Raw genomic sequence first — 14,195 nt, forward strand, 5'->3', positions numbered from 1 at the left:
CTGCCGTCACTCCACGGGCTTGGCGTACTTCAGATCCACTGTGCCCGAGTAGCCGGGAAGAGTCACCGGCCCGTCCTCGGTGACTTTCCAGCCCAGCCCGTAGACGTTCACGTAGACCATGTAGTTCTGGATGGCCTCGCTGGCGCTGAGCGCCTTCTGCAGCTTCTCCGGGTCACCGACCGCCTGGATCTTGTACGGGGGTGAGTAGACACGGCCCTGGAGAATCAGGGTGTTGCCGACACAGCGGACGGCACTGGTGGAGATCAGCCGCTGGTCCATGACCTTGATGCCCTCGGCCCCACCCAGCCACAGGGCGTTCACCACGGCCTGCAGGTCCTGCTGGTGGATGACCAGGTAGTCGGGCTGCGGTTCGGGGTAGCCGGGAAGTTTTGCGGTGGCGTCCGGCGGGGCGTCGTTGAGGGTGACCGTGAGGGCCTGCCCCCTGAGCTTCTGGGTGCCGGCGTTCTTCTCCAGCGCCTTGAGCCGGGCGTCCTCGGCCTCGGTGCTGCCGTCGTCCCGCTCCGCGAGGGCCTCCACGTCGTCCCGGAGCACCGCGTTGGACTCGTCGAGCTGCCCGTTCTTGTGGCTGCGCTCCTGGATCAGGTCGGAGAGCTTCAGCAGAGAGGCGTCCGTACGGATGTTGGTGCCCTTGGCCGTGTCGAAGCTGGTGAAGAAGATCAGTCCGGCGAGGGCGAAGACCCCGACGGTGAGCACGCGCACGGGCCGGAAACCGCCTCGGGGGGAGGTGCCGGAACCCGCCTCGGGGGAGTCGGCTGAATTGCTCAACGTACCCTTATCTCCTTAGGCGCCGCGGAAGCACTACGCTAACGGACGCCCGGGGGAGCATTCAGTGTCCCCTTGTACGCTGCCCCGGAGCCCGCCACAGTTCCCTGCGCGGCCACGCAGCGCATCGACAGGAGAGACCCTCGTGCCGAAGTCACGTATCCGCAAGAAGGCCGACTACACGCCGCCGCCGTCCAAGCAGGCCACGAACATCAAGCTGAACAGCAGTGGCTGGGTGGCACCGGTCATGCTGGCCATGTTCCTGATCGGGCTGGCCTGGATCGTCGTCTTCTATGTGACGGACGGCTCGCTGCCGATCGACTCGCTCGGCAACTGGAACATCGTGGTCGGCTTCGGCTTCATCGCCGCCGGATTCGGTGTCTCGACCCAGTGGAAGTAGTGGTCCCCGCTCGGTGGAGGTAGTTCTCCCCAGAGCAATCCACGGAGTTATCCACAGGTGTTTTCCACAGTGGGGAAAAAGAACGACGATCTGTGGATAACTCACTGGGCGTTGACGCCGGTACGACTGACCTACCGGCACCCGCAAGCATGTTCGCCCCCTGCCTGACCTGCGAAAACGCAGGTGAGCGACAGGGGGCACACCTGTTCCCGCACCCTATGCACAAGATCCGCCACAGTCTGTGGACAACAGTGCTGTAACGGTGCCCGAGCAGGGACGGGACGGTGACGGTCCGCCATCACCTCAGGTCAGCTGGGCGGTCCTCAGCAGGGTCATGACGACCACGGCGGCCAGCACCAGCGCGCTCATGCCGTACTGGATCAGCGCCCGCCGCTCGCCCGGTGCGTGCACCATCGCGTAGCCGATCAGCACACCGCCGACGAGGCCGCCGACGTGGGCCTGCCAGGCGATGCCGGACCAGCCGAAGGTGATGACCAGGTTGATGACCAGCAGGATGATGACCGGGCGCATGTCGTACTTCAGCCGGCGCATGAGGACAGCTGTCGCACCGAAGAGGCCGAAGATCGCGCCGGACGCGCCGACCGTCAATTGGTTCGGCGCGGCAAGCAGGTAGGTGAGCGCGCTGCCCGCGAGCCCCGAGGCGAAGTAGAGAGCCAGATAGCGGGCTCGACCGAGGGCGGCTTCCAGCGGGCCGCCGATCCACCACAGGCTGAGCATGTTGAAGGCGATGTGCATGACACCGCCGTGCAGGAACATCGACGTGACCAGCCGGTACCACTGGCCTTCGGCGACACCTTGAAATGAGCCGAGATCGGAATCCCATCCCTGCCCGACGAGGGCGAGCCGCTCGGTGAAGGAGTCACCGATGGCCTCCTGCACCAGGAAGAGCAGCAGATTCGCGCCGATCAGGATCTTGGTGACGAGCCGTGGGTCGGCCGTGACCGTGCCCCCCGCGAGGGTGCGCGGGGCGGAGGCGGAGGGCGCGTGGCCCGTGCCGGAGCCGTTGCGGACGCATTCGGGGCACTGGAAGCCGACGGAGGCGCTCACCATGCACTCGGGGCAGATAGGACGCTCGCAGCGGGTGCAGCGGATGCCCGTCTCGCGGTCCGGATGCCGGTAGCAGGTGGGCAGGCCCTGCGCGTCCTGCGGGCTGCTCGGCACCTGATCCATCGGGTCCCCTCCGTCTCCTGTGTGAACGCATCGCCCCGCTCATCCTTACGGATGGGCGGGGCGAATGGTTCCCTTCGGGACCTTGTGAACCTTTCGGGGTCCGGTCCGCGCGGTGAACCACAGGATGCTCGGCCCGGGAGCCACTGCCCGAGGGCTCAGCCCTGGCGGGTCTCCACGACGACCGACTCGATGACGACGTCGTTGACCGGACGGTCGGTGCGCGGGTTGGTCTGGGCACCGGCGATGGCGTCCACGACCTTCTGGCTGGCCGCGTCGACGACCTCACCGAAGATGGTGTGCTTGCGGTTCAGCCATGCCGTCGGGGAGACGGTGATGAAGAACTGCGAGCCGTTGGTGCCCGGGCCGGCGTTGGCCATGGCCAGCAGGTAGGGCTTGTCGAAGGCGAGGTCCGGGTGGAACTCGTCAGCGAACTGGTAGCCCGGACCACCGGTGCCGTTGCCCAGCGGGTCACCGCCCTGGATCATGAATCCACTGATCACCCGGTGGAAGACCGTGCCGTCGTAGAGCTTGTCCGTGGACTTCTGGCCGGTGGCCGGGTTGGTCCACTCACGCTCGCCCTGGGCGAGCTCGACGAAGTTACGGACCGTCTTGGGCGCGTGGTTCGGCAGCAGCCGCACCTCGATGTCGCCGTGGTTGGTCTTCAGGGTGGCGTACAGCTGCTCTGCCACGATCTGCCTTCCGTTGTCCTCTGTGACTCCCCCGATCCTCGCACGGACGACGCCGCGCGTCCCCCGACGCCCTCGCTCTTGTACGGCGGGCGCGCGGAAAACCGGCCGAGTAGCCCCGGTACCGGCGCGCTTCGCGGCGATCCGTGGCATTGTCGGCACTGTCGTAAGCAACTTCCCGTTGCCCCGCATTCATCCTCTATTGCACGTGAACGGGTTCATGAGCGGCTCTGATCGACGTCGGCCGGAGTCGCGGCCATGACCCGGATGCCCGCCCGCACATGCCCCGGAGCGCTCCGGGAGGCATGATCCCCAAAAGGGTGGAAAGTCGAATTACCGTACGCCACCGAGGAGGAGGATCCCGTGACCCGCATCGACAGCGTGCGCGCCGCGACCGGCTCGGCGAAGGGCAGCGTGCTGCACGCCGCGGAAGTGGTGGCGCCCTACGCCGACACGGCCAAGGACAAGGCCTCGCACTACGCGCAAGAGGCACGTGTACGACTCGCGCCGAAGGTGTCGCAGGCCGCGGAACAGGCACGCGTCCAGTACGGCGCCCATGTCGTCCCGCGCTTGGAGCAGGCCCGCACGCATGTGCCGCCGAAGGTCGACCACGCGGCCCACGAAGCCGCCGCACGCACCCGTAAGGCGGCCCGCCAGGCCGCCGACTACTCCCGTCCACGTATCGAGCAGGCCGTGGCCGCGGCCGGCCCCGTCCGCGAGGAAGCCACGGCCCGCAGTGTCGCGGCGCTGGCCGCACTGCGTGGACAGGTCTCACCCCAACAGATCCAGCGGTTGGTCCGCAGGCAGCAGCGCCGGGCGAGGCTCGGCCGCGCCGCCAAGGGCCTGGCCGTCCTGGGCGTGCTGACGGGCGGCGCCTTCGCCGCCTGGAAGTGGTGGGACAAGCAGGCCAACCCCGACTGGCTGGTCGAGCCCCCTGCCGCCACCGAAGTCTCCGACTCCGGTCGCCTGTCCTCCGTGGACGGCAGCGGCCAGTCCGTTCTCGACCCCGAGGTCCAGGCCAAGCAGGCCGAGGACGAGGCCGCCGACCGGGACAACCGCCACTGAGAACCGACTGAATGCCGGCAGCCGAGGGCACTTTTCCCACGGCCGTCGGCGCCGGAGGACAGGATCCCCCCGACTCGGCCTTGCACGAGGATGCGTTCGGCGGGACACCTTTCAACAGCCCTGTGGGGCAGAAGACTTGAAGGTCTTCTGCCCCACAGGGCTGTTTCACGTGAAACAGCCCTGCCCCTCAGGGATCCGCCACCCTTCCGACCGGAATGTATTGGTCCGGTTGCGAAGGGTGACCTGCACATTCCGCCATCCATCACTGTGACCCAGGACACTGGTTTCGCATATGCGCATGTCGACACGTGCCACGATCCATTGCCCCGCTCCAGCAGCCTTTCTTCTACGAAGTGCACACATAGCGATCGCGACGATCCTCGCCCGAGACGCCACCGACGCCGAGGTTCCGGAGGCACAAAAAAAGACCGGGCCGGATGTCCTACGACATCCGGCCCGGTCAATCCGCTGTGGAGCCTAGGGGAGTCGAACCCCTGACATCTGCCATGCAAAGACAGCGCTCTACCAACTGAGCTAAGGCCCCGGAAGGGAAGCGTGCACCCGGAAGGAAGGACCACCGGGAGGCTTCGCAGACCAGAGTACCGGGTCACCCCCGGGATCTCGCAAAAAGATTGGGGGTCCCCGTGAACGACCACTCTCCGTAAGATGCTCGTCGTGGTTCGCTACAGCGAACCACGGTATTTGGGGAAGCGATGGGGAGACGCAATGGACGCCGCACAGCAGGAAGCGACCGCAAGAGCCCGGGAGCTGCAGCGGAACTGGTACGGAGAGCCGTTGGGGGCGCTCTTCCGTAGGCTCATCGAGGACCTGGGTCTCAACCAGGCCCGGCTCGCGGGGGTGCTGGGCCTGTCCGCACCGATGCTGTCGCAGCTGATGAGCGGTCAGCGTGCCAAGATCGGCAACCCGGCAGTGGTCCAGCGGGTGCAGTTGCTGCAGGACCTGGCGGGTCAGGTCGCGGACGGCAGCGTGAGCGCTGCCGAGGCGACCGAGCGCATGGATGAGATCAAGAAGTCACAGGGGGGATCGGTGCTCAGCAACACCACGCAGTCGACGACGAGTTCGGGGGCGCCCACGGTCAAGCGGGTCGTCCGCGAGATCCAGTCGCTGCTTCGCTCGGTGGCGGCCGCGGGCGACATCATCGAGGCGGCGGACACCCTCGCCCCGACCCACCCGGAGCTGGCAGAGTTCCTCCGGGTGTACGGCGCGGGCCGCACCTCGGACGCGGTGGCGCACTACCAGTCCCACCAGAACTGAGCTCAAGGCCCGGTCCCCGAAAGGGGGTTCGGCGACCGGGCCGAGGCCGAAGCGGGGGACAAGGGGTCTGTAGGCCCCTCGTGAGCTTCGACGTCGTGGACGTAGGCTCCGCGCATAGAACGGGAATCAGGAACAGGACAGAGCGGCAGGGGGACAGAAGCGGGTACTAGCTCCGAGGGAAGCCGGGCACGTGCGAGCCGGCTCCACGGAGGGCGGCGCGAGCGCCGAGCCCTCCGCCGACGGGCAGCCAAGAGGGGAGCCGAAGGGGGAACGACGCACAGCCATGGGTGAGGTCTTCGCCGGCCGGTACGAACTGGTCGACCCGATCGGGCGCGGGGGAGTCGGCGCGGTCTGGCGCACCTGGGACCACCGCCGCCGCCGCTATGTGGCCGCAAAGGTCCTGCAACAGCGTGACGCGCACGCCCTGCTGCGCTTCGTCCGCGAGCAGGCCGTACGAATCGACCACCCTCATGTGCTCGCCCCCGCGAGCTGGGCCGCCGACGACGACAAGGTCCTGTTCACCATGGACCTGGTGGCCGGAGGCTCACTGGTCAACCTCGTCAACGACTACGGTCCCCTTCCGCCCGTCTACGTCTGCGGCCTGCTCGACCAACTCCTGTCCGGCCTTGCCGCCGTGCACGCCGAGGGCGTCATCCACCGCGACATCAAGCCCGCCAACGTGCTGCTGGAGGCCACGGGCACGGCCCGCCCCCGACTGCGCCTGTCCGACTTCGGCATCGCCATGCGTCTGGGCGAGCCCCGCCTGACCGAGACCAACTACGTGGTGGGAACGCCCGGTTACTTCGCTCCCGAGCAGATGCTGGGCGCAGATCCGGACTTCCCCGCCGACCTCTTCGCGGTGGGCCTCGTCGCCCTGTACCTCCTGGAGGGCGCGAAGCCCGACGCCAAGGCCCTCATCGAGCACTTCGCCTCCCATGGCACGCCGAAAGCGCCGCGAGGCATCCCCGAGCCGCTGTGGCAGGTCATCGCCACGCTCCTCCAGCCGGACCCCAACTCCCGCTTCCGTACCGCCACAGGCGCCCGCAAGGCCCTCGCCGCGGCCACCGAGCTGCTTCCCGAGCCGGGGCCTGACGACGAGCTGGTCGAGATCTTCGACCAACTCGGCCCGCTTCCCCAAGGGTTCGCCCCCGAAGGTCCCCTGCACAGGGCATCGGGGCTCGACAAGGCAGACACGAGCACCGGTGCCGGCACCGGCGGCATATCTGACGCAACCCCGCCGCCGCCTCACCATCCGCCGGCATACGGTCCGCCTCCCATGGATCCGCCGTCCCAGCCCGGCAGTGGCCCCGCGCTACCGGCACCGCTCCCGGGCGCCGCCCCTCAGCCCTCGCACACGGCCACAGGCTCTGTATCCGCGCCTCCCATGCCCTCCACCGCCCCGCCCCAGACAGGCTCCTCCAACTCCGGCAATGGCTCCGCGGTCGGTACCGGTGCCACGGACATGGGCTCAAGCACTACTTCAGGCGCCGGCACGGGACCAGGAACCGGTCACTGGTCCCAGGATCCCGGCCCCGCGTCCTCGGCGTCTTCGGCGTCGTCGCCCCAAGCCGCTCACCTGCCGCCGGAGCCGCCCCCCACCGCCGTACCACCGCGCCCCGAACGCGCCCCTGCACCGCCGCGGCCCTCGACGATGTCCGACACCGGCAGCTTCCATCTGCCCCCGCCTCAGGTGCTCACCGCCGACGCGCCGTCGCGACAGGTCGAGCAGCACACCCCCGGCCTGGGCCACCCACCACAGCAACCCGAGCAGCACGCCAGTCACCCTGCCGGGACGCCCGTCCGAACCGCCCCAGCGCAACACCCCGAACCCGCGCATGTGCCCTCCCCCCAGTCGCACCCACCGCTGGGCCTCGCTCAGGCCCCGGCCTCGGCGGTGCAGCAGCACGCGTACGCCTCTACTGGTTCATACACCGCTCGGCCCCCGCAGGTTCCACGTCGATCGAGGGCGCTTCCCCGGCGCCGCCCGGGCCCACCCGTCAAGGTCGTCGTCCCGGTCCTGTTGGTCGCCCTGGTCTGCTTCGCGGTGGGGTTCTGGGCGCTGGGCCAGCTCTGATCCCCGCACACCGACCCTGCGGACGCCTGTCGCTCCCGAGACCCCAGCCACCGTTCCCGCCAGCCCGCCGACCACGGACGTCGCCCGCCTCAGCCGACCCCCCGGCCGGCACGCCGCCCGCTCTACCAGCCTCGGGACGCCCCGTGCCGCCCCCGCGCAGCCGTGCCCGCCCCCGGTCGTTCGGACTCGGTGGCGATCGACGCCCGCCTGCGGGCCACGAGTGCCCACACCAGCAGCCCGAGAACCAGCAGGCTCCCCGTGCCGATGCCGCCCGCGGCGACGACGGTCATGGCCAGGCGCTGGTCTCCGTTGCCCGAGGAGTTCCCGGAGTCCTCCCCCTCGCCGGAACTCCCCGCGGCCCCTTCGTCACCGCCCTCCTCCGCGTCCCCCTCCAGTGTGTCCCCGGTGGTGCCGTCCTCGGCGGCCTCCCGGTCCCCCTCAGTGACCTCGAAGACCCCCCGCGGCTCTGTGGCCCCCAGGTATCCCGGCCCGGCCCCCGCCTCGCCCTCCAGCCGCACCCGCAGCGTCAACCCGACCGGCCCGTCTCCGAAGCGTTCGGCGACCGACGTCCCGAGGTGCAGTGCCAGGTAGTACCAGCCGGCGAACCGCATACCGCCCACCTCGCCGTCGAGGGAGAAACGGTTCTCGTACGCGATGGGCGGGAGCGGATCCAGTCCGACGGAGCGTTGCTCGCCCCCGTAGTTGGCTGTCCTGTCGTCCACCAAGCCGCGTACGGGGTTGTACAGCGACATGACGAACGCGTTCCCCACATAGCCGTCGCCCTCGGTCGTACTGCCCAGCTCGGCGATGGCGTGGAGCTGCTGCCCCCAGCCGACGGGCACCTTGTAGAAGAGCGTCTCCCCGGCTCTGATGCCGACCTCGTCCTGCCAGACGCCCTGGGCCAAGGGGCTGGCCGTGGCGAAGCCGCTCCCGCCACGACGGGGCTCGGGGTCACCGGACACGGCCTCCGGCGAGGCGGAGTCCCAGCTCTGGGGGGCGCTCGTCGAACCGCCCTTCGTCACAGCGGGCTCCGAGACGAAGCCGAGCTCCAGCCCCCACTTCTCCGACGCGCCCTTCGCTGGGGAACCCGTCACCGAGCCGGAAACCGAGCCCGTGCTCGTTCCCGGACCGGTTCCGGTGGCCGAGCCGACCCGTTCCACGACGACGTAGTACACACCGGCCCCCTGGCACATGTACTCGTCGCTGCCGACCTCCCGCGAGGCCCAGGCGGTGACGGGGTGCCCGCTGCGGGTCGGTCCGAAGCGGGCGGTCTCGTATGAGCAGCGGTGTGCGTCGGCGTCCTGCAGAGACACCCTGACCCCGTCCGCGGAGCCGACCGCCGATCCCGCCTCCGGTACGGCCGTGGCCGAGACGTACGCGTTGGCGGCGGCGCCGAGATCGAGGCGGTAGTACAACTTGCCGCCCGGTCCGATGGAACTCCGGTAGGTCTTGCCGGCGGCCAGCCGCACGGCTCCCGTGCTGCTCGTGGCGCCCTCGACCGTCGTCGCGTCCTCGGCGTAGGAGTACGGCGTGGGCGCGTCGGCCGCCACGGAGAGGCCGGTCTGCGCCGTCGTCACGCACAGAGCCGCTCCCGCGGCCGCCGTAGCCCGCCACCAGACCGTGCGCCGCGCCATCAAGCGCCACCCCTCGTCGTCGACCGTGACTCCGAGGCCCCACCAGTGGTCACGGCCCCGAACGCGCCCATCCTGCCGGGCCGCGCGCGCTGATGCCCGCGTTCCTGGGGAGGAGCGGCTGAAAACGACCTCTACCCGGACCGACGCCTTGCTACTGCAAGCACATCGTTCACCAAAGCGAATCCAAGTGTGCCGGAATGTCGGCATATGTTCCGGAAGGGGGGAGAGGTACTCCCGGACAACACAAGACCCCGACCGCCAGGGCGGCCGGGGTCTGCTCTGAGACTGATGTCGACGTTCACGAACCCGTGGGCACGGAGTCAGTCGCCTCCGTCCACAGATCCTGCTCGGCGCGATCCGCCTGGATCTGGCGGTACACGAGGAGCCCGCCGATGGCGGCCAGTGCGACCAGGAGAAGCTTCTTCACCGCGCGACCTCGTCTTTCCTTGACGTAGGGGACCTCTGGCGCCCGACTATACACACCGACCGATACCGATCGGTGACCTGCGTCGACCCTCCAACTCCCCCAGGGAAAGCCGTAGTAGAACCGGACGCCACTGTTCCGATCGCAGGCTCATCACACAGGTCCATCACATCTCGCACACCCCGGCGGATCCCATGAGCCGGGGCTTCCTGCAACTCCTCAGGCCTCCTTGCGCCCATCCGAGTGGTGTTCATCCGAAGAACTCCGCGCCACGGACGTCGGTCCATGATTTCGAAGCCCACATACACATCATGAGGAAAGTACGCAAATCGCCCAACCCGAAAGTGAGGGGCCATGGCCCAGAACAAGGTCATGAAGCTGTGGACCGCCATCGTCACCGCCTTCCTCGCGCTGTGCACGGCGCTCGGACTCGTCACGACCACGGCCTCGGCCGCGGTGCCACGGACCGAGACCACCCGCAACTGCGCGGCCCCCGCGACGACCCCGGCGATGACCCTCCCGGCCCGGCCCCACGACCGCGCCCTGCCCCCCACGATGAAACAGCGCATCCGCGCCGAGGCCCACGGCTCCTCTCCGTCCTGCCGCCACCGCACGGCTCTGCACACGGCCACGGACACCGCCACGAACGACACGGGCCAGGTCGCCGCCCCTGAGGCCCCTCTGCCGCGGGCCGAGCATCCAGGCGCACCTCTCCAGCTCTGATCCCCGGCAGGAAGTCACCGACCCAGCGGCGATCTTGCGTACGACGCCCGTAGATGACCGTGAACGACGAAGACCCTCAGCCGGAGGCGGCTGAGGGTCTTTCCGTGGGTGGGGGCCTTCGAGCACAGTCCACAGGACGTGCCGGGCAGCCGGTGAGAGAAAGTAAGTAGTCTGCCCCGACCCTCTGTCGGTGGGCCGGGACCACCAGGATGTCCAGCCGTCCGTAGTCGAAGTCCGGGACGCCCTATGTCACCCGACGACAGCAAAGACCCCCAACCGAGATCGGTTGGGGGTCTTCCGTCTGGTGGGGCTAACAGGATTTGAACCTGTGGCCTCATCCTTATCAGGGATGCGCTCTAACCAACTGAGCTATAGCCCCGCCGCGCTCTGCGGTGTGTGTCCCGCGCGCTGACTCCTGAAGATTAGCGCACGACGTGGGCAGTCCCAAAATCGATACCCGCAGGGCGACCGTGACGCGGTGAGGCGCCCTTACTCGTCCTCGGCGAGCGTCAGCTCGACACCACCCACGAAGCCCGCGGAGAGGTTGTAGATGAAGGCTCCGAGGGTGGCCAGGGCGGTGGCGAGGACGACGTCGATGACCGCGATGATCGTGGTGAAGATCAGCACGTTGGGCAGCGACAGGAACGCTTGAAGATCGAACCCGTTGGACTCGTTCGAGCCGGTCGCCTCGGAGATGGTGGCGCCGACCGTGGAGAACACACCCATCGCGTTCATGACCATCCACAGCACCGCGGCCGCGACGACGGTACAGATACCGAGGGCGATGGAGAGCAGGAAACTGACCTTCATCACGGACCACGGGTCGGCCTTGGACACCCGCAGCCGCGCCTTGCGTGTGCGCGGTGTCGTGCGCGCCCCCGTACGAGGCTTGCGGGAGGAAGCCTCCGGAGCCGGCGCGTAGGCCTGCGGCGGGTGGTACGGGCCGGCCTGCTGCTGCGACTGCCGCTCACCGGGCAGCGCGGAGGCAGCGGCCTGCGCGGAAACCTGAGGGCGGGGCTGAGGCTGGGGCTGTGCCGGGGTCTGACGGCCGGATCCGCCCTGGGCCGCGGCCGGACTGCCGGACGCGGGCTTCTGGGCCTGCGGTCCACGGGTGTCCGTCACGGTTGCCCCCTGGCTTCCGGGCTTCTCCGGCGCGGGCGCGGCCGCATCCGTCGCGTCCGGCTTGATGGCCTTCAGTTGGGTCGTGTGCGTGTCCATCGCACGCGCGGCGGAGCCACGGCCGCCGCCGTCCGCCTCCGACCCGGTCGAAGTGCCGGCCGAAGTACCGGACGATCCCGCGCCCGTGGCTCCGCTCACGCTGACTCACTCCTCGTGCTACTCGGACGAGGGCGCCTCACCCTCGTCCGTACCGGTCGTCGCGGCAGCCTCGGCGGTCTCGTCCACGGCATCGTCGCCGTCGACCTCCTCCGCCTCCCGCCCCGCCTCGGCGTTACGAGCGATGCCGACCACGGCATCGCGCTTGCCCAGGTTGATCAGTTGGACGCCCATGGTGTCACGGCCGGTTTCCCTGATCTCGTTGACTCGCGTACGAATCACACCGCCCGACAGCGTGATGGCGAGGATCTCGTCGGTCTCCTCGACCACCAGCGCGCCGACGAGCGAACCGCGGTCCTCGACGATCTTGGCGGCCTTGATGCCGAGGCCGCCGCGACCCTGGACGCGGTACTCGTCGACGACGGTCCGCTTCGCGTACCCGCCGTCTGTGGCAGTGAACACGAACGTACCGGGTCGAACAACATTCATCGAGAGCAGCTCGTCCCCTTCGCGGAAACTCATGCCCTTGACACCCGAGGTGGCACGGCCCATGGGCCGCAGCGCCTCGTCCGTCGCCGTGAAGCGGATCGACTGTGCCTTCTTGCTGATCAGAAGGATGTCGTCCTCCGCCGATACGAGTTCGGCTCCGATCAGTTCGTCATCGGAACCGTCCTCCTTCTCACGGAGGTTGATCGCGATGACGCCGCCGGCACGGGGCGAATCGTAATCCTTCAGAGGCGTCTTCTTCACAAGACCACCCTTGGTGGCGAGCACCAGATAGGGCGCGGCCTCGTAGTCGCGGATCGCGAGGATCTCGGCGATCGCCTCGTCGGGCTGGAAGGCCAGCAGGTTCGCGACGTGCTGTCCACGCGCGTCACGCCCCGCGTCCGGCAGTTCGTAGGCCTTGGCCCGGTAGACGCGGCCCTTGTTGGTGAAGAACAGCAGCCAGTGGTGGGTCGTGGACACGAAGAAGTGGTCGACGATGTCGTCTTCCTTGAGCTTCGTGCCACGTACGCCCTTGCCGCCGCGCTTCTGCGCCCGGTAGTCGACCGTCTTGGTCCGCTTGACGTAGCCGCCGCGCGAGACGGTGACGACGATGTCTTCCTCCGCGATGAGGTCCTCGATGGACATGTCGCCGTCGTAGGGGACCAGCATCGTCTTGCGGTCGTCACCGTACTTCTCGACGATCGCGGCGAGTTCCGCGCTGACGATCCCGCGCTGGCGCACGGGGGAGGCGAGGATCTCGTTGTACTCGCGGATCTTGGCCTGGAGTTCGTCGTGCTCCTGGATGATCTTCTGCCGCTCCAGGGCGGCCAGGCGGCGCAGCTGCATCTCGAGGATGGCGTTGGCCTGGATCTCGTCGATCTCCAGGAGGTCCATCAAGCCCGTGCGCGCGATGTCGACGGTGTCGCTGCGTCGGATCAGCGCGATGACCTCGTCGATGGCGTCCAGGGCCTTCAGCAGGCCGCGCAGGATGTGCGCCCGCTCCTCGGCCTTGCGCAGCCGGAACTTCGTGCGGCGGACGATGACCTCGATCTGGTGCGTCACCCAGTGCCGGATGAACGCGTCCAGGGAGAGGGTGCGGGGCACACCGTCGACCAGCGCCAGCATGTTGGCGCCGAAGTTCGTCTGCAGGTCCGTGTGCTTGTACAGGTTGTTCAGCACGACCTTGGCGACCGCGTCGCGCTTCAGGACGATGACCAGGCGCTGGCCCGTGCGCGACGACGTCTCGTCGCGGACGTCCGCGATGCCGCCGATCTTGCCGTCCTTCACGAGGTCGGCGATCTTCTGCGCGAGGTTGTCCGGGTTGACCTGGTAGGGCAGCTCCGTGACCACCAGGCACTGGCGGTTCTGGATCTCCTCGACCTCGACGACCGCGCGCATCGTGATGGAGCCACGGCCCGTGCGGTAGGCCTCCTCGATGCCCTTGCGGCCGACCACCAGGGCGCCGGTCGGGAAGTCGGGGCCCTTGATGCGCTCGATCAGAGCGTCCAGAAGGTCCTCGTGGGAGGCCTCGGGGTTCTCCAGGTACCACTGGGCGCCCGCCGCGACCTCGCGGAGGTTGTGCGGCGGGATGTTGGTCGCCATACCGACCGCGATGCCCGCCGAGCCGTTGATCAGCAGGTTCGGGAAGCGGGCCGGGAGGACGGTCGGCTCCTGGGAGCGGCCGTCGTAGTTGTCCGTGAAGTCGACGGTCTCCTCGTCGATGTCGCGGACCATCTCCATCGACAACGGCGCCATCTTGCACTCGGTGTAGCGCATGGCCGCCGCCGGGTCGTTGCCCGGCGAGCCGAAGTTGCCGTTGGAGTCCACCAGCGGCATCCGCATCGACCACGGCTGCGCGAGGCGGACCAGCGCGTCGTAGATCGAGGAGTCGCCGTGCGGGTGGTAGTTGCCCATGACGTCGCCGACGACGCGGGCGCACTTGTAGAAGCCCTTCTCGGGCCGGTAGCCGCCGTCGTACATGGCGTACAGGACACGGCGGTGGACGGGCTTGAGACCGTCACGTACGTCGGGCAGCGCGCGGGACACGATGACGGACATCGCGTAGTCGAGGTACGAGCGCTGCATCTCCGTCTCGAGCCCGACGGGCTCGATGCGCACCGTCGTCTCGCCTTCGGCGGGCTCAGGCATCACTGGGGTGTTCTCGTCGGCCATTGCTGGG

General features: G+C 68.6%; 12 protein-coding genes and 2 tRNA genes. 5 read left to right on the forward strand and 9 right to left on the reverse strand.

The features are described from left to right. Positions 1–6 precede the first annotated feature (6 nt). Entirely contained in the window at positions 7–786 is a 780-nt protein-coding gene (locus K1J60_RS21820; protein WP_220647672.1) for a DUF881 domain-containing protein, read from the reverse strand. Between the two features lie 142 nt (positions 787–928). Here K1J60_RS21820 and crgA point away from each other — a divergent pair, with 142 nt between their 5' ends. Further along, positions 929–1,183 carry a cell division protein CrgA gene (crgA, locus tag K1J60_RS21825; protein WP_033530586.1) on the forward strand — a complete coding sequence of 85 codons (255 nt, stop codon included), beginning with the start codon at positions 929–931 and terminating at the stop codon, positions 1,181–1,183. Positions 1,184–1,486: 303 nt separating this feature from the next. Here the strand turns inward: crgA and K1J60_RS21830 are convergent, their stop codons facing one another. Both K1J60_RS21830 and K1J60_RS21835 read right to left on the reverse strand, forming a co-directional pair. Beyond that, positions 1,487–2,374, reverse strand: a complete 888-nt coding sequence (locus tag K1J60_RS21830) for a rhomboid family intramembrane serine protease (RefSeq protein ID WP_220647673.1) — start codon at positions 2,372–2,374, stop codon at positions 1,487–1,489. A gap of 155 nt (positions 2,375–2,529) precedes the next feature. Next, positions 2,530–3,063 (reverse strand): peptidylprolyl isomerase, encoded by a 534-nt coding sequence (locus K1J60_RS21835; RefSeq protein ID WP_220647674.1) that lies wholly within the window; start codon positions 3,061–3,063, stop codon positions 2,530–2,532. A gap of 360 nt (positions 3,064–3,423) precedes the next feature. Here K1J60_RS21835 and K1J60_RS21840 point away from each other — a divergent pair, with 360 nt between their 5' ends. Further along, positions 3,424–4,125, forward strand: a complete 702-nt coding sequence (locus K1J60_RS21840; RefSeq protein WP_220647675.1) for a DUF5324 family protein — start codon at positions 3,424–3,426, stop codon at positions 4,123–4,125. 471 nt (positions 4,126–4,596) lie between these two features. Here the strand turns inward: K1J60_RS21840 and K1J60_RS21845 are convergent. After that, a tRNA-Ala gene (locus K1J60_RS21845) sits at positions 4,597–4,669 on the reverse strand. Positions 4,670–4,851: 182 nt separating this feature from the next. Between K1J60_RS21845 and K1J60_RS21850 the strand changes: the two genes are divergently transcribed. Then, positions 4,852–5,400 carry a helix-turn-helix domain-containing protein gene (locus K1J60_RS21850; RefSeq protein WP_033530590.1) on the forward strand — a complete coding sequence of 183 codons (549 nt, stop codon included), beginning with the start codon at positions 4,852–4,854 and terminating at the stop codon, positions 5,398–5,400. A gap of 283 nt (positions 5,401–5,683) precedes the next feature. Next, complete coding sequence (locus K1J60_RS21855; RefSeq protein WP_220647676.1) at positions 5,684–7,474, forward strand: serine/threonine-protein kinase; 1,791 nt, start codon at positions 5,684–5,686, stop codon at positions 7,472–7,474. Between the two features lie 122 nt (positions 7,475–7,596). Here the strand turns inward: K1J60_RS21855 and K1J60_RS21860 are convergent, their stop codons facing one another. Together K1J60_RS21860 and K1J60_RS21865 are read right to left on the reverse strand one after the other, a co-directional pair. After that, positions 7,597–9,108, reverse strand: a complete 1,512-nt coding sequence (locus K1J60_RS21860; protein WP_220647677.1) for a hypothetical protein — start codon at positions 9,106–9,108, stop codon at positions 7,597–7,599. 298 nt (positions 9,109–9,406) lie between these two features. Next, positions 9,407–9,535: a DLW-39 family protein gene (locus tag K1J60_RS21865; RefSeq protein ID WP_003999697.1), complete on the reverse strand. Its 129-nt coding sequence runs from the start codon at positions 9,533–9,535 to the stop codon at positions 9,407–9,409. A 351-nt stretch (positions 9,536–9,886) separates the two neighbouring features. Between K1J60_RS21865 and K1J60_RS21870 the strand changes: the two genes are divergently transcribed. Continuing rightward, a complete protein-coding gene (locus K1J60_RS21870; RefSeq protein ID WP_220647678.1) occupies positions 9,887–10,255 on the forward strand; it encodes a DUF6344 domain-containing protein in 369 nt (122 codons plus the stop codon). A gap of 302 nt (positions 10,256–10,557) precedes the next feature. Here K1J60_RS21870 and K1J60_RS21875 read toward each other — a convergent pair. The 3 genes from K1J60_RS21875 to gyrA form a co-directional block, all read right to left on the reverse strand. After that, positions 10,558–10,634 (reverse strand) — tRNA-Ile (locus K1J60_RS21875). A gap of 110 nt (positions 10,635–10,744) precedes the next feature. Continuing rightward, positions 10,745–11,572, reverse strand: coding sequence for a DUF3566 domain-containing protein (locus K1J60_RS21880; RefSeq protein ID WP_220647679.1), 828 nt, complete (start codon positions 11,570–11,572; stop codon positions 10,745–10,747). Between the two features lie 18 nt (positions 11,573–11,590). After that, positions 11,591–14,188, reverse strand: coding sequence for a DNA gyrase subunit A (gene gyrA, locus K1J60_RS21885; protein ID WP_220647680.1), 2,598 nt, complete (start codon positions 14,186–14,188; stop codon positions 11,591–11,593). Positions 14,189–14,195: the final 7 nt, after the last annotated feature.

Origin of the sequence: Streptomyces akebiae (assembly GCF_019599145.1) — a bacterium.
In the GTDB taxonomy this organism is placed as follows: domain Bacteria; phylum Actinomycetota; class Actinomycetes; order Streptomycetales; family Streptomycetaceae; genus Streptomyces; species Streptomyces akebiae.